Source organism: Paraburkholderia sp. SIMBA_054 (genome assembly GCF_046534875.1).
Taxonomy (GTDB): domain Bacteria; phylum Pseudomonadota; class Gammaproteobacteria; order Burkholderiales; family Burkholderiaceae; genus Paraburkholderia; species Paraburkholderia hospita.
This window is the reverse complement of the sequence record NZ_JAWRXV010000011.1, coordinates 78,113-93,262: the sequence shown is the minus strand read 5'-3', so window position 1 is coordinate 93,262 and position 15,150 is coordinate 78,113. Positions and strand designations below refer to the sequence as shown.

Below are 15,150 nucleotides of genomic sequence, written 5' to 3'. Positions count from 1 at the left end.
TGATGCCACACCAGACGCCTTATCAATCGTTGCCTGCGTCCGCTGTCACTGTGTCCGCGCAAGCGCGTGCGCTGCGCGAACTGCCACCGGACGATCCCCTTGAAGAAGCCGACGCGCGACGTGGTTTCATCGGCACGATTCCCGATGCGGAGATTCGCGGCGCGTACGATCAACTGGTCTGGAGCCTCGCAGACTACCGCTTTCTCGAAGAAGAACGCGCGCCCGCGACGGCTCATCCCGCGTTATGGCGTCACGCGCGGCTGAACATGCTGCATGGGCTGTTCAGGGTGACGGAGCGCATCTACCAGGTGAGAGGCTTCGACGTCTCGAACATCACGTTCATCGAGGGCGACAGCGGGTTGATCGTGATCGATCCGCTGACCTGCAAGGAGACAGCCGCCGCCGCGCTCGATCTGTATTTTGCGCATCGCCCGAAGCGTCCCGTTGTCGCGGTGATCTACAGTCACAGTCACGCCGATCATTTCGGCGGCGTGCGTGGCGTCGTCAGCGAGCACGATGTGACGGCAGGCAAGACAGCGATCATCGCGCCAGTGGGATTCATGGAAGAGGCGGTGTCGGAGAACGTGATGGCGGGCACGGCAATGGCGCGCCGCGCGCAGTTCCAGTTCGGCCACACGCTGCCGCGCAACGCCTGTTGCCAGATCGACACGGGCATGGGAAAAACTATCCCACGCGGGACCATCACGCTGATCGCGCCGACACAATTGATCAAAGCGACGTCGGAGACGCATGTGATCGACGGCGTCGAGATCGTGTTTCAGCTGACGCCCGAAAGCGAAGCGCCCGCCGAGATGCACTTCTACTTTCCGCAAGAGCGCGCGCTCAATCTCGCCGAGAACGGCACGCGCTCGCTGCACAATCTGTGTCCGCTGCGCGGCGCGCAGGTTCGTAACGCGCAACTGTGGTCGCGCTACCTCGGCGAATCGCTCGACCGCTATGGGCACGACGCGCAAGTCGTGTTCGCGCAGCACAACTGGCCGACGTGGGGCAACGAGCGGATCGTCGACTACCTGGAGGCGCAACGGGACCTCTACAAGTTCCTGCACGATCAGACCGTACGGCTCATGAATCGCGGACTGAATGCCGTCGAAATCGCCGAGCAGATCCGGCTGCCCGATGCGTTGCTCAACACGTGGCATACGCGCGGCTACTACGGCACCGTATCGCACAACGTGAAGGCGATTTACCAGCACTATCTGAGCTGGTACGACGGCAATCCGAGCCACCTGCATGCGCTGCCGCCGGAAGCCTCGGCGCCCCGCTATGTCGAGTACATGGGCGGCGCCGATGCGATTCTCGAACGTGCCCGCGTGGACTTCGAAAAGGGCGAGTACCGGTGGGTCGCACAAGTGATGAATCATCTGGTGTTCGCTCAGCCGCGCTTGCGCGAGGCGCGTGAACTCGGCGCGGCTGCGCTGGAGCAGATGGGCTATCAGGCGGAATCGGCCACGTGGCGTAACGCGTTCCTGCTCGGCGCGCGCGAGTTGCGCGAGGGGCGCGGCGATGCTTCGACGCAATTCGGCAACCGCAGCCGTGACATGGTGTGCGCGATAACGGAAGAAATGTTCTTCGATTATCTTGCGGTAAGGGTCGATGGGTTGAAGGCGCAGCATCTGAAGATGCAGATCGACTGGCGATTCACCGACATTCGCAGGCAGTTCACACTAAAGCTGCAACACTGTACGTTGACGTGGTCATCGTCCGTGCGTGGGGAAGGCACCGATCTGCACGTTTCGATGTCGAGGCAGACGCTGAACCGTATTCTCTGTGGCGAGACGGGCTTCAAGGATGCCGTCGCGGCGCGTGAAATTCAGCTGGAAGGCGATGTTGCGCTGTTCCGCGCGCTGCTCGAAACGCTTGATCAGTTCGACGGCGATTTCAATGTCGTCGAGCCGTAGTCCGTCTAGTCCGACACCACGACCGCCTTGCCCTGCTCTAATCATAAAGAGTATTCAGATCCTCTTTATGATCAGGCCATTCTCAGTTGTCGAATGTCCCGCGATATTCAGGCGCCGCGTCGCGGCGTGTGTTCAATTCGAACATCACGCCGCCCGGCGCGCGGCAAAAGAAGCGCGAACCGCGGCCATTATTGAAAATGCCCGTTTCCATCTGCACGCCGTCCGCCTTGAAACGCTCATACAACGCGCGAACGTCATCGAAGCCCGGCAACTCGAAGCCGACATGAAAATTCTTCGGCCATGCCGGAACATCGTCGCTGGCGTGATCGATCACGACGTCATAGCCGGGGCGCTTCAGGATGTACGATTTCTCCCACGTTCCCGCGATCGTGAAGCCCAGGTACTGTTCAAAGAACTTCGCGGTCGCGGCGGTATCGGCGGAAGGAAAGCTCAGATGGTTGAGCTTCATGCTTTGGGTAAGGTCATTCATCATCGGTCTCTCATACTTGGGCGGTGGCCCTATGCCACGTCCACCCGAGGACCTCAGAATATAAGCAGAGGCTCACATTCAACAACTCGCATTGCGCGTACGCGCCGATGCACGCGAAACCCGCCTGCGCAAAGGCGTTTCAGCCAATAACCGGCCACAGTCGGCAATCCGTTTGCTCACATTCGCGCATGTTTCGCCGTGCATTCACGGCGCGCCCGTCTTCGACAGATAACCGAACACAGCCGCCCGCACGCGATACTCGAGGTTCTCGATATCGGTCTCTCCCCGCTCGCCAGCCGCATCGACGATGCCCCGGACAATGGCGAACAGGTCGCCTGCCGCAACCTCGGGATGTGCATGCCGGGGTATCGCGCGTTTGATGACCTCGGTGGCCATCTGTTCGAGCTCCGACGTGGCCAGTTCATCGCGCAATGCAGGCCGGCCCTCTTCGATATCGAGAAGTCGCGCCAGGCGCGGACGCTGCAATTGCTGGCGCACGGCCGCGCCGATCAGATACTCCAGCCCGGCCTTGCCGCTGCGCTTCGTAAGGGCGACGGCGATGTCCTCATGAAAACGCGTCATCTCACGCCGGATCAGCGCGACCGTGAGTGCGTCCTTGCCCGGAAAATACTGATAAAGCGAGCCGATGCTGACGCCGGCCCGCGCGGCCACGACATTCGTGTTGAATCCGTCGAATCCTTCCGCTTCGAGAATCTGCGCGGCCGCCTCGATGATTGATGCGACTGTCTCTTCCGAGCGCGGCTGGCTCGGTGTCTTTCGGGGCCGCAAGCGTTTTTGCGGTGACCGGTCGTTCATTCCTTGTTTTCCTTGTGGAGTCTCGTGCCCGTCAAAACGGTGCAACGAAACCTATTCTACGGGCCACGGGATTAGGGAATGAAGATGCGAGCCATCCGCCAGGAAAACAGAAATCAGATAGCGCCGCTGAACGAGACGGCAATGGCAAGTGCGATATTGATTGCGACCAGCACGATCCAGCCGGTCAACGCCCATAGAGGTTCGACACGAAGCATGATGCCCTCCATCCAGATATCGACGGCGCGTCGATATGTCTGAATGGTAGGCGGCGCGCCTCTGCACCGGTAGATACACGCGTGAACACTCACCGTTGCCGCGTGAGCACCAATGCGCACCCCGTAAGCGACGATCAGCGCATCACGCCTGACGCTCGCTTTCCAGCGAATCGATATAAAAATCGTCGAGGCAAAGCAGATTCAGCGCCCGGATATGCTCGGTCATGAAATCGACGAACACGCGGATGCGCGAAGGCAGATGCTGACGGCAGAGGTAGCAGATGTAGTGTCCCCGATCGTCCGGCACATGCCGCCTCAAGGCCATCACGAGTTCATTGCGCGCGATGTGATCGGCTATCTGATAGCCCGGCAATTGCGCGATGCCGCGCCCTTCTAGCACCGCGCGCAATACCAGGTCCGCATCGTTGAACGTCAGTCTGGCCGTCGGCAGGAACTTGCGCATATGGCCGTCGACCTTGAATTCCCACTCGTAGACGCGCCCGCCCGAGAACCTGAGGTTGACGCATTCATGCTGCGCCAGTTCTTCGAGCGTCATGGGCAAACCATGTTGTTCGGCGTAGAGACGCGACGCGCACAGCGCCATTTGCATCGGAACCAGCTGCTTCGCAATGATGCTGGAGTCCTCGATGCAACCGTCGCGAAACGCGACGTCGATCTGCTCGGCGGCGAAATCCGCGGGCTTGTCGTCAAGAATGAGATCGACGGCGATATCGGGGTAAGCCTCGCAAAACTGCGCAAGCAACGGCGCCACGACCTTGCGCCCGAAGCCCACATTCGAGCTGATGCGAAGCACGCCGCGCGGTGGACCATGACGCAGATCGAGCATGTCGTTCATGGCGTCGACGATATGCGTCACGCCCTGATTACAGTTCTCGAAGAAACGCTCGCCCTCGCGGGTCAGATGCGTGGACCGCGTCGTGCGGAGAAATAGCCGGGTACTGAGTTGCGATTCAAGCTTCTGAACATTGCGGCTGACGGCAGAGCGCCCTATTCCCAGACGCTCGCCCGCTTTCGCGAAGCTGCCTTCCGTCGCGACCGCCATGAAGGCGATGATTCCCGCGTAGCTTGTCGAAAAACAGGTGGACAGGGCGTCGGCCGGGTTGGGCAAGCCAACGCGAAAAGCATGCAGCGATGCATCCGAGTGATCCATCGACAGTTCCCACAGTTTGGCGTTTTCGTGGAAGAAATCTGGCTAGCCGCTGAACGAAAGGAAGGCGCTTCGCGAACCCGGCCGCGCTGCGCCCGGCGCGGCCGGCTTTCGGCGGGGCCGCCTTTCGGCTGGCTTTCTCAGTTTAGGACACATCGAACAGATGTGGAACCGCTTCCCATACCTGCATATTTCGACTGAACAAAAAGCGCGCCGCGGATTGACGCCATTCGGGAAACACCGTGAGTCCGTGAACGACGCTACCGCGACATTTTTCCGCCACGTAACATAGGGCCGGGTTCACTGTCGCTTCGTCTGAAAGGGAGAAGGCTTGGGGCTTGGGCCATCGATCAAATCGAGGTTCGCCACCAGGCCTGGGAACGAATCATGGACAAAAAACAGAAACTGGAAGCGCCCCCGCTTTCCCTGCTCGACCGATATCGGGGTCGGGAGTTCGAGGCGCTCTACACGACATCGGTCACCGTATCCGGCGGCGAGACGGGACATGGCCGCGCATCCGGCGTGGCTCGCTCGGCCGACGGCAACCTCGATGTGCAACTGCGCTTGCCCACCGAACTCGGCGGTCCCGGCGACGGAACCAATCCCGAGCAACTGTTCGCCGCGGGCTTTGCCGGCTGCTTTCATGGCGCGCTCAATCTGCTCGGCAAGCGGGCCAAGATGGAACTCAACGACATTGCCGTCGACGTGCAGGTCGCCTTCGGCCGCGATCCGATGGATGGCGGCTATGCGCTCGTGATTGATGTGCGGGTGCGGATACCGGGCGTCGGCCGGGCCGTGGCGGAAGAACTGGTGCGAAACGCAGAGCGTTTGTGCCCGTACGCGAAGATGGCGAGACAGGGGACGGTTAATATCGTGGCCGTCGTGGATTGAGCGCGGACCGGCGGACTACTCCGCGCTCACCGGAACGCCCGTGGTCCTGGTTCCAACGGGCAATGACCGCCCCACCTTCGGCAGCCAGACGAAAGCGATCGTCACGATGATCACGCCCGCGAACAGCATCGGCACGACCATCGGCCACGCGCCGTAGCGATACTGCGGATCGACGAAGGCGGCAGCCGTCTGCCCCATGCAGAAGGCCGCGAACATCATGATGAAGCCGGACCACGACACAGCGCGACCCGCGAGGTGCGGCAGACCGCCCACGGCGCCTGCCTGCCCGCACGGCTGGTGAATGCCGTGGCCGAGGCTATAGACCCCATGACCGAGTAGCAACGGCCACACGGTGCCCGGCAACAGCCAGCAACCCAGCGCCTGGATGATCGCGCCCGTGATGCTCAGGATCGCGCCCTGCCGCACCGTCAGCAGCACACCCTGGCGATACAGCAGATGCCGGCAGCCAATCGTGCTCAACATGTAGACGGCCGAACCGCCTGCGGGAATCCAGCCATACATCTGTGGCGACAGGCCAAGGTAGCCGATGTACACCATCGGCGAAAGCAGCAGGAAACAGAACATGCCGCCATAGGTGGTCGCGGCGAGCAGCGCCCACGCCCTGAACTCCGTGCTCTGGAAAATCTCGCGAACGCTGCCGGCGGGCGCCTGCGCCGTCTCGCCTTGCTGCATGGTTTCGCCGAAGCCGCGCCAGCACGCGGCGCATAGCACCAGCGCATAGAGACTCATGACCGCGAGCACCCAGCGCCAGCCGGCATGCTGTGCAATAAACGCGCCGACAATGGGTGCCGTGAGCGCCGTCGCGCCGAGGCCCGTCAGGCCGCGCGCCATGACGTGTGGTCCGTCTCGCGCGGGATAGAGGTCGCGCACCGCCGCGCGCGTGCAGACGAGAATCGCGGCCATTGCCAGCCCCTGAAACGCACGCGCCGCCGTCAGCATCGAAGCATCGGCGGCAAGTGCGCCCGCGAGCGCAGCGACGGCATAAGCGGCGAGACCCGTCAGCAAGACGGGGCGGCGTCCATAGCGATCGGCGAGGCTGCCCATCGGCAGCTGGCCGATGCCGAAGGCCAGCGCGAAGACCGTCAGGCTCGAGCTGGCCGAACCGAGCGACGCAGCGATCTCAGGCAGCGCGGGCAGGTAGCTGTCGGTCGCGACGGGCTGCGCCGCGAGCAGGAAAGGCAGAAGTAACGCAAAGCTCAGCGAGCCGCGATACGAAGGGGACATCGAAGCAGCGACTTAGTAGGCGATAGTCGCCGCGCTGCGCAGCTCGTCGGGCGTCGCCGTCCCGAAGCCGAAGAACTCCAGATAGGCGGGAATCATCTCGAACAGCATGTCGGTGCCGACCTGCACTTCACAGCCCTTCTCACGCGCGGCGCGCAGAAACGGTGTGTATTCGGACTTCATCACGACTTCGCCGACAAAACACGTGGGCGAGATGCGCGCGACATCGAAGGGCAGCGGATCGCCCTCCTTCATGCCGAGCGGCGTCGCGTTCACCACGACCTCGTAGCCGTCGGGATCTTTCGAGCCGGTGCGGACCGTCAACGCCGGGTAGTGCTCGCGCAACCGCTGCGCGAGCCCCTCGGCGGATTCGTTCCGTGCGTCGTACAACGCAAGTTCGGCGACGCCCGCCGCCGCCAGCGACGCCGCGATCGCCGAGCCGACACCGCCCGAGCCCGAGATCAGCACGCGCGCGCCCTTCAGTTGCCGCCCCTTGCCCAGCACGCCGCGCACGAAGCCGGCGCCGTCGAACTGATCGCCGAGCAGCGTGCCGTCGGGACGCTTGAGCACCGCGTTGCAGGCCCCCGCGATGCGCACGGCGGGCGTGACTTCATCGACCAGTCCGACCGTCGTCACCTTGTGCGGCATCGTGATGAGCGCCCCGCGCAGATTGGTGAAGCGAAAGATCGACTTGAAGCTCTGCTCGTAATCTTCCGCCTTGACGCCCATCGGCACGACGACAGCGTCGATGCCCTTCTGCTCGAACCATGGGTTGTAAATCATCGGCGACTTGAAGCTCTCGGTCGGAAAACCGATGTGCGCGACGAGGGTGGTCTTTCCGGAAATCATGGTCAAGGTGCTCTCTCAGGCGTCAAGTTCCGCTCGGCGGGCTTCAGCGTACTTCAGTGGGCGAATGCCGCAGCCCGCGCAGCGTCGTACTCGGTTTTGTCGACGGGGTGAGCGTCAGGCTGGCCGAGTTCGTCCATATGAACACGGTACGTCTCGCGGGCGCTGAACGCGGCCAGTGCGGCGATGATGGTGATTGCGAAAGCGAGGGCGCCGACCGTCAACCAGATATTGTTGGATCCCGGAGGCGCCACGGCCGTGAACAGCGCGGGCAGCATCGCAGTGATCGCGGTGCCGATATTCTGCGCAATCGCCATTGCCGAGACGCGGGTGGCCGTCGGGAACAGTTCGGGGTAGAAGCTCGGGAACACGGCGTTGTAGCCCTGATAGACGACGCCCCACATCAGGATCGAGATCACGAAGGCGAGCGGCACACTGTGAATGCTGATCGCGTAGAGATACGCGAACGCCAGCAAGCCCGACAGCAGCGAACCGACGATGATGGGCGGCTTGCGGCCAATCTTGTCCGACAGGTTGCCGACGTACGGAATCACCAGCACGGCGACGATGTTGCCGACGACGGGAATCCACAGGTACATGTCCTTCGCGAAGCCGATGCCGTAGGCCGGCTGCACCGCATACGCCGCGCCGAAGATGGTCGCCACAACGGGGATCACGTTCATCAGCGCCATGCAGATCACGCGCAGCATGTTCGGCGTGCTGTACTTGAACGCGTCGATCACGGGCGAGCGGGCACGCGTCGTGCGCTCGCCTTCTTCCTTGAACGCGGGCGTCTCGTCGACCTTGCGGCGAATGACCCAGCCCGCGATGATGACCACGAAGCTCATCAGGAACGGAATGCGCCAGCCCCAGACATTGAACTGCTCAGCGGGCATGTAGTGCGCGAGCGGCAGGAACACGGCGGCAGCCAGAATCTGCCCTGCCTGCACGCCTTGCAGCGTGAAGCTGGAGTAGAAGCCGCGCCGGCCGAACGGTGCGTGCTCCAGAATCATCGAACTTGCGCCGGAGATTTCGCCCGCCACCGCGAAGCCCTGCACCAGACGCAGCAGCACGAGGAACAGGGGCGCCAGCAACCCGACTTGATCATACGTAGGCAGCAGGCCAACGCCGATCGTCGAAAAGCCCATCAGGAACATGCAGGCCAGCAGTACCTGCTTGCGGCCGTGCGTGTCGCCGAGGTGGCCGAGCACGAAAGCGCCGATCGGCCGCGCCACGTAGCCCACGCCGTACGTTGCCAACGACGCGACGATCGCAGTCGTGGCATTGCCCTTGGGAAAGAATATCTGCGGAAAGATCAGCGCCGATGCGGTCGCATAGATGAAGAAATCGTAGTATTCAAGCGCCGATCCGATCCAGCCGCTGGCGGCGGCCTTCTTCGACTGATGCTTACCCTGGGGCTCGTGAGCCGGGACTGCGGTCATGGTTGTCTCCTAGCTTTGTAGGCTGACGACTATCTGAATGTCGACAGGATGGAGCGCAGCGTAGCGCCCCGAGGCCATACAGCACAAGGGATTATCGCCCCTTTTTGTTCGATCATCGCGCATGACTGCGCGATGATCGAACGCTCTGAGGGTTTGTCCGGGTTCGGGAGGGGTGTCGGAGGGTGCCTTTAGTAGCCAGCGAGAGTGCGTCTCAACGGGAAAATCGCGGGGGAAAAGTCGAGCCTACAGCCATTTGGGCACATCCGTACGCGTATAGCTGCGGAGCTGGTCGACGAGGCCCGCCGCATCCGCATCCACGCATATCGAATGACGGTGCGCTGCCGGCAAGAATTTCGTGTCCACCATGTGATCGATGAACTGCAGAAACGCGCCGAAGAAGCCCGCGGAGTTCAAGATGCCCACGGGTTTGTCGATCTCCGAAAGCTGGTTCATCGACCATACCTGCATCAGTTCTTCGACCGTCCCGATTCCGCCAGGCAAGGCGATAAAGGCATCCGCGAGTTCGACCATCCGGGCTTTGCGAAGCTGCAGGGTCGGCGCGATCTCGCGCCTTGTCAGCCCGGGATGCGATTGTCCACGCAGGTGCAGGGTTTCGGTGGTCACACCGTGCACTTTGCCGCCCGAAGCGAGTGCGGCATCCGCGACGACGGCCATCAGACCGTTCGTCGTGCCGCCATAGACGACCGTCATCCCGGCTTTCGCCAGGATCCGGCCGAGCGCTCGCGCATCGTCGGCGTATGTTTCCGAGGCGCCGTGGTTCGAGCCACAAAATACGGCGACTGACCTGATTGAACGCAACGCCATGTCGAATGATTTCCTTGTTGTGAAGGTGTACGCAAATGGGGCAATCAGTCTATGAACCGGATGGTCTGGCAGGCAGAGCCATGAATCGACAATCGCACCAGGCCAAGACCGCGCAGGATCGGGCACGTCTGCATTTGCCTCGTACGGGATATCGGGATCATCATGGCATGCTTTACATTGATGATTTACGTACATCCGGCTGATCCATGAACGCCTCGAAATCCAGCCCGCTCTCGCCGCTCGATCCCGCGTCCGCCTCGCCTTTCTACCGGCAGATTTACGATCGGTTTTGCGCCGCTATCGCCGGTGGCGTGCTGAAGCCGGGTGACCGGATACCCTCGGCACGCGCGCTGGCGAACGAATTGGGTTTGTCGAGAGGCACCGTCGATACAGCCTACTCACTGCTGACGGCCGAGGGCTATATCGAGGCGCGCGGCCAGGCAGGCACGATCGTGACGCCGGGCCTCAAGCCGCGAACGCTCGTCGCCGCCACGCCGCCCAAAGCGGCTGAAAGTACTGACGAGCCCAGTTTCCGGCCCGATTCGATCTTGCCCTTCCAGATGGGCTTGCCCGCTCTCGATGCCTTCCCGCGAAAGATCTGGGCGCGCCTCGGCGCGCGCTGCGTACGGGCCATGCAAGCTTCCGACATGGTTCATCCGCCGGTATTCGGCTTGCCCGAATTGCGGACCGCGATTGCCGCCTACCTTCAGGTGTCACGCGGGATCGACTGCTCGCCCTCTCAGGTATTCGTGACCTCGGGATACCGTCACAGCCTCGGGTTGATCGCGCACACGTTGCTGAAGCCCGGCGACCGTGTGTGGCATGAGGACCCCGGCTTTCCGCCTACCCGGGAAGTATTGGCACGCCTGAATATCGCCGCTGTGTCCGTACCCGTCGATAGCGAAGGCATGGTCGTTTCCGACGCGCTTCGGCGGGCGCCAAAGGCGCGCGCAGCAGTCGTGACGCCCGCGCATCAGAGTCCGCTTTGCGTGTCATTGTCATTGCCGCGGCGCCTTGCCCTGCTGGAATGGGCCTCGCGCAACAACGCATGGGTAATCGAGGACGACTATGACGGCGAGTACCGTTACGTCAGTCGACCGTTGCCTGCGTTGAAGAGTCTGGATCGCGACGGCAGAGCCCTTTACGTGGGCACATTCAGCAAGGTACTGCTTCCCTCCCTGCGGCTTGCGTATCTTGTCGTGCCGGACGCGCTGGTCGAACGATTCGAACAAACCATTCACGCTTTCGCAGGCGGCAGCCCCGAACTGACCCAGACGATCGTGGCGGCCTTTATCGCAGAAGGACATTTCGCGCGACACATACAGCGCATGAGAAAGCTCTATGCCGAGCGTCGCGAAGCGGCCGTAGAGGGCCTGGAAAGCGTGCTCGGGCGACACCTGCGAATCGACTCGCAGCCAGGCGGCATGCATCTGATCTTGCGCCTGCAAGGCCGGCGATCCGATCGCCGGCTGGTGTCGCGCATGCGCGCAGACGGCTTGTATGGAGAAGCATTGACGGATTGGACGACGAATCGCGATGGCGCTTCCGCCGTGCTCGTCAGCTTCACGAATATCGACTCGCGGCGTACTGCCGAGAATCTCGCCAGTCGCATCCTGACGCTGATATGACGACGGCCGCCGTCATCTTCGCGGAAATCTTGGCCTGGTACTCAAGCCTATTTATGGATCTTCATCACCAGGCCAAGATCCCTCACGATAGAGTCTTTCAACAAGCACACACAAGGACTCGTCATGAACAATCGTATCGACTACGCAAAGGCATCGCCTGAAGGCTACAAGGCTTTCGGCGGCGTGTACGTCACGCTGCAGAATTCCGGCCTTTCAAAAGAACTGGTCGATCTCGTCTATCTGCGCGTTTCGCAGATCAACGGATGCGCGTTCTGCATCGACATGCACACCCGCGATCTCGTCAAGCGCGGCGTCACGGTCAACAAGCTCGCACTCGTGTCCGTGTGGCGCGAAGCAGGCGAAGCGTTCAGCGACCGCGAGCGCGTCGCGCTAGCGTGGGCGGAGGCCGTGACACGCGTGGCCGAAACCCGCGTTCCCGACACCGACTATGAAGCCGCAGCCGCCGAATTCAGCGACAAGGAACTCGCGGACCTCACCTATGCGATCGGCTTGATGAACGCATTCAACCGGTTGGGCGTCGCGTTCCGCACGCCGCCGCAACACTGATCAACCCGCACTGATCCAACCTCGCCCGGCCGCAACGCCTAGCGAGTCAACCAATGAATCTGTCATCCATGTCATGGACTTTACTTGGTGTCGCAGGCCTGTTTGAAATCGCGTTCGCTTTCGGCATGAAGTGGTCGGAAGGATTCACGCGATTGATGCCTGCGCTCTTCACCGTCGCCACCGGCTTGTCGAGTGTCTTTCTTCTTTCACTGTCGCTGCGTACGCTGCCCGTGGGAACGGGCTATGCCGTCTGGACGGGCATCGGCGCGGCGGGCACGGCGCTGCTGGGCATCGTGGTACTCGGCGACTCCGCGGCCCCTATGAGGATACTTTGCATCGCCCTGATTCTGGCCGGCGCGATCGGGCTCAAGCTGCTTTCCGCAAACTGAAAAATCAACGCTGCCGGCGCGGGGATTCCGAGCCCCGCCGCAGGCAGGCTGTATCATGGCGGCCTCGCGTCGCCACGTTCATGCGGCGCTCCTGCCTCCATTCACAACGACCCAGAGGAACACCGCCATGACGGCCGCAACGCAATTCGATCAGGTTTCCGTTGTCAAACGCGCCAATGTCTACTTCGACGGCAAGTGCGTGTCGCACACCGTTCTTTTCGCCGACGGCACGCGCAAGACGCTGGGCGTGATCCTGCCCGGCGCGCTCAACTTCGGCACCGACGCACCCGAACTGATGGAAGTGCAGGCGGGCACATGCCGCATTCGTCTGGAAGGCAGCGACGAGTGGAAAACCTACAGCGCAGGCGAAACGTTCTCGGTGCCCGGCAAGAGCCGCTTCGACATCGACGTGATCGAAACGCTCGACTACGTCTGCAGCTATCTGTAACGATTCACGCGTGTTGCCGCGACGATGCACATGGGTTCGCGGCAACGTCCCTTTGCGTCATTACCCCGCCCGTTTAGCGCTTTGCTTGCGCGTGCGTTTCGGCGTTGAATCAGGGACGATCAGCGCCAGCTTCTCCATCACTTCCTCATGCTCCGTGCGGAGCACTTCGACGAACGCCGCAGCCAGCCGCTCGCGCGGCTGATTCGGCGGAAAAAGCAGATACATCGGGAACATCACCGCCGGCGAGAACGGCCGGATGGCGATATCCGGCCCGGCAAAATCCAGCGCCACGCCCGGATGCGCCAGCGTCACGCCCATTCCGCAGCGCACCAGCTCACAGCAGATCGCCGTGTATTGCGCCTCGATCGCGAGCTTCCGTTCGACGCCCGCGCGCACGAACACCTCGTCCATCTGCGCACGCGTGCCGTCGCCATGACACAGCGAAATAAACGACTCGCCTTGCAGATCGGCCGGCTTGATGACGGCCTTCGAAGCCAGCCGGTGCGCAGCAGGCATCACGCAGACGGCGGCGACTGTCGACAGCATTTCGACATCGCAATTCGACGCCTCGCTGATATACACGGCCACGCCCAGATCGCAGAACTGCGATGCCGTCCAGTGATTGACGGTGCCTGACGTGTTCACGTGCAGCGACACAGTCACGCCCGGATGCAAGTCCTGAAAGCGCTTGATCGCATGCGGCACGAGCGTCAGGCCTGCTGACGGCATCGCCGCGATACGCAGACGTCCGCTGCCCAGGTTGCGAATCTGCGCGGCGGCATTGGTGAGCCCCTGCAGGCCGACATACGCGCGCTCCACTTCACGAAAGAACGCCGTGCCTTCGCTGGTCGGAATCAGCCGCACGCCGCTGCGCTGAAACAGCAGCAAGCCCGTCTCGCGTTCGAGCTGCGAGATCAGACGGCTCACGTTCGGCTGCGACGTGAAGAGCGCCTTCGCCGCCGCCGTCATCGACCCCGCCACCATCACCGCGCGAAACGCCTCGATATGCTTCAGGTTCATCGTCTTCAACCCATATCAACCATGTATGGATAGCTTATTTTATTCGTATTGGACGATATGACCATTGCGGACCAGACTGTGATTCATTGACACGCCGCCAGAGCGTCCTTTCCCACACTGAATGGAGATCGTCGTCATGCAAGAAACGCTGCGCCGCCGTTGCCGTTTTACGATCCGTGTTCTCTCCTCCGCCCTTTCCGCCGCCTGCCTGACCGCACCGTTGCTCGCGCACGCCGAGACGACGCTGTATGTCGCGAACGTCGGCGGCTCCAATGAGCAGCTCTATCGTCAGAAGATCATCCCGCCGTTCGAGAAGGCGCATGACGTGAAGATCGTCTACGTCGCGGGCAATTCGAGCGACACGCTCGCGAAGCTCCAGGCGCAGAAAGGGCATCAGCAGATCAACGTCGCGGTGATGGACGACGGCCCGATGTATCAGGCAATGCAGCTCGGCCTGTGCACGAAGGTCGACGAGGCGCCCGTGATGAAGGACCTCTATCCGCTCGCGCGGCTCGGCCCGACGGCCGTCGGCGTCGGCATGGTGGCGACGGGCATCGGCTACAACGAACAGGCGTTCAAGAAGCTCGGCCTGCCCGCGCCCGACTCGTGGCAGGTGCTGACGGACAAGCGCCTGAAGGGCAAGCTCGGCGTGCCGCCCATCACCAACACGTATGGCCTGCATACGCTCGTGATGCTCGCGCGCATGAACGGCGGCGGCGAGAAGAACATCGACCCGGGCTTCAACGCGATGACGAAGCAGGTCGCACCCGACGTGCTGTCCTGGGCACCGACGCCCGGCGAGATGGACGGTCTGATGCAGGCCGGCGACGTCATCATCGCGCCGTACGGCAGCGGCCGCGCGGTCGCGCTGCAAAACACCGGCTTTCCGCTCAAGTTCGTCTATCCGAAGGAAGGCGGCGTCGCATTGCAGGTCGCGGCGTGCCCCGTGGCGGAGAACGCACAGCCCAAGCTCTCGCAGGACTTCATCCAGTACCTGCTGAGCCCCGAAGTGCAGGCGATGCAGGCGCAAGGCATCGGCCTCGGCCCCGTCAACAAGACCGTCAAGCTGACGCCCGACGTGGCCGCGCGCGTGCCGTATGGTCCGGACCAGGTGAGCAAGCTGACCGCGATGGACTGGGCCACGATCAACCAGCACCGCACCGAATGGACGGAGCGCTGGAACCGCTCGGTCGAGCGATAAGCACCGCAGCCGCATCACAGCCGCAACGCCCGCATCCGCACAG

Annotated in this window: 15 protein-coding genes; 7 read left to right on the top strand and 8 right to left on the bottom strand. The window is 62.3% G+C overall.

All coding sequences use genetic code 11. From position 1 onward, the window contains the following. Positions 1–2: 2 nt before the first annotated feature. A complete protein-coding gene (locus tag SB822_RS15720; protein WP_410855134.1) occupies positions 3–1,919 on the top strand; it encodes an alkyl/aryl-sulfatase in 1,917 nt (638 codons plus the stop codon). Positions 1,920–2,001: 82 nt separating this feature from the next. Here SB822_RS15720 and SB822_RS15715 read toward each other — a convergent pair whose 3' ends face one another. The 3 genes from SB822_RS15715 to SB822_RS15705 form a co-directional block, all read right to left on the bottom strand. Continuing rightward, the gene (locus SB822_RS15715) at positions 2,002–2,409 is read right to left on the bottom strand and encodes a VOC family protein (protein ID WP_410855205.1); all 408 of its coding nucleotides are present in this window, start codon (positions 2,407–2,409) and stop codon (positions 2,002–2,004) included. Between the two features lie 204 nt (positions 2,410–2,613). Then, on the bottom strand, positions 2,614–3,225 hold the full coding sequence (locus SB822_RS15710) for a TetR/AcrR family transcriptional regulator (RefSeq protein ID WP_410855133.1): 612 nt from the start codon (positions 3,223–3,225) through the stop codon (positions 2,614–2,616). Between the two features lie 357 nt (positions 3,226–3,582). Continuing rightward, positions 3,583–4,611: a LysR family transcriptional regulator gene (locus SB822_RS15705; RefSeq protein WP_007585125.1), complete on the bottom strand. Its 1,029-nt coding sequence runs from the start codon at positions 4,609–4,611 to the stop codon at positions 3,583–3,585. 384 nt (positions 4,612–4,995) lie between these two features. Here SB822_RS15705 and SB822_RS15700 point away from each other — a divergent pair, with 384 nt between their 5' ends. Continuing rightward, the gene (locus SB822_RS15700; RefSeq protein WP_007585126.1) at positions 4,996–5,499 is read left to right on the top strand and encodes an Ohr family peroxiredoxin; all 504 of its coding nucleotides are present in this window, start codon (positions 4,996–4,998) and stop codon (positions 5,497–5,499) included. Positions 5,500–5,514: 15 nt separating this feature from the next. Here SB822_RS15700 and SB822_RS15695 read toward each other — a convergent pair whose 3' ends face one another. From SB822_RS15695 to SB822_RS15680, 4 genes are all read right to left on the bottom strand, one after another. After that, positions 5,515–6,744, bottom strand: a complete 1,230-nt coding sequence (locus SB822_RS15695) for an MFS transporter (protein ID WP_410855132.1) — start codon at positions 6,742–6,744, stop codon at positions 5,515–5,517. Between the two features lie 12 nt (positions 6,745–6,756). Continuing rightward, on the bottom strand, positions 6,757–7,590 hold the full coding sequence (locus SB822_RS15690) for a shikimate dehydrogenase family protein (protein WP_007585128.1): 834 nt from the start codon (positions 7,588–7,590) through the stop codon (positions 6,757–6,759). 53 nt (positions 7,591–7,643) lie between these two features. Then, positions 7,644–9,029, bottom strand: a complete 1,386-nt coding sequence (locus SB822_RS15685; protein WP_007585134.1) for an MFS transporter — start codon at positions 9,027–9,029, stop codon at positions 7,644–7,646. A gap of 243 nt (positions 9,030–9,272) precedes the next feature. Then, complete coding sequence (locus SB822_RS15680; protein WP_410855131.1) at positions 9,273–9,854, bottom strand: TIGR00730 family Rossman fold protein; 582 nt, start codon at positions 9,852–9,854, stop codon at positions 9,273–9,275. 206 nt (positions 9,855–10,060) lie between these two features. Here SB822_RS15680 and SB822_RS15675 point away from each other — a divergent pair, with 206 nt between their 5' ends. The 4 genes from SB822_RS15675 to SB822_RS15660 all read left to right on the top strand — a co-directional run bounded on the left by SB822_RS15675 (position 10,061) and on the right by SB822_RS15660 (position 12,886). Continuing rightward, positions 10,061–11,482: a PLP-dependent aminotransferase family protein gene (locus SB822_RS15675; protein WP_410855130.1), complete on the top strand. Its 1,422-nt coding sequence runs from the start codon at positions 10,061–10,063 to the stop codon at positions 11,480–11,482. 123 nt (positions 11,483–11,605) lie between these two features. Beyond that, positions 11,606–12,049 carry a carboxymuconolactone decarboxylase family protein gene (locus tag SB822_RS15670; RefSeq protein ID WP_007730841.1) on the top strand — a complete coding sequence of 148 codons (444 nt, stop codon included), beginning with the start codon at positions 11,606–11,608 and terminating at the stop codon, positions 12,047–12,049. A gap of 68 nt (positions 12,050–12,117) precedes the next feature. After that, on the top strand, positions 12,118–12,438 hold the full coding sequence (locus SB822_RS15665; RefSeq protein ID WP_410855204.1) for an SMR family transporter: 321 nt from the start codon (positions 12,118–12,120) through the stop codon (positions 12,436–12,438). 127 nt (positions 12,439–12,565) lie between these two features. Next, positions 12,566–12,886, top strand: coding sequence for a pyrimidine/purine nucleoside phosphorylase (locus SB822_RS15660; protein ID WP_410855129.1), 321 nt, complete (start codon positions 12,566–12,568; stop codon positions 12,884–12,886). 60 nt (positions 12,887–12,946) lie between these two features. Here SB822_RS15660 and SB822_RS15655 read toward each other — a convergent pair whose 3' ends face one another. After that, positions 12,947–13,906 carry a LysR substrate-binding domain-containing protein gene (locus SB822_RS15655; protein ID WP_410855128.1) on the bottom strand — a complete coding sequence of 320 codons (960 nt, stop codon included), beginning with the start codon at positions 13,904–13,906 and terminating at the stop codon, positions 12,947–12,949. Positions 13,907–14,042: 136 nt separating this feature from the next. Here SB822_RS15655 and SB822_RS15650 point away from each other — a divergent pair, with 136 nt between their 5' ends. Continuing rightward, the gene (locus tag SB822_RS15650) at positions 14,043–15,107 is read left to right on the top strand and encodes an ABC transporter substrate-binding protein (protein WP_079494566.1); all 1,065 of its coding nucleotides are present in this window, start codon (positions 14,043–14,045) and stop codon (positions 15,105–15,107) included. Positions 15,108–15,150 lie beyond the last annotated feature (43 nt).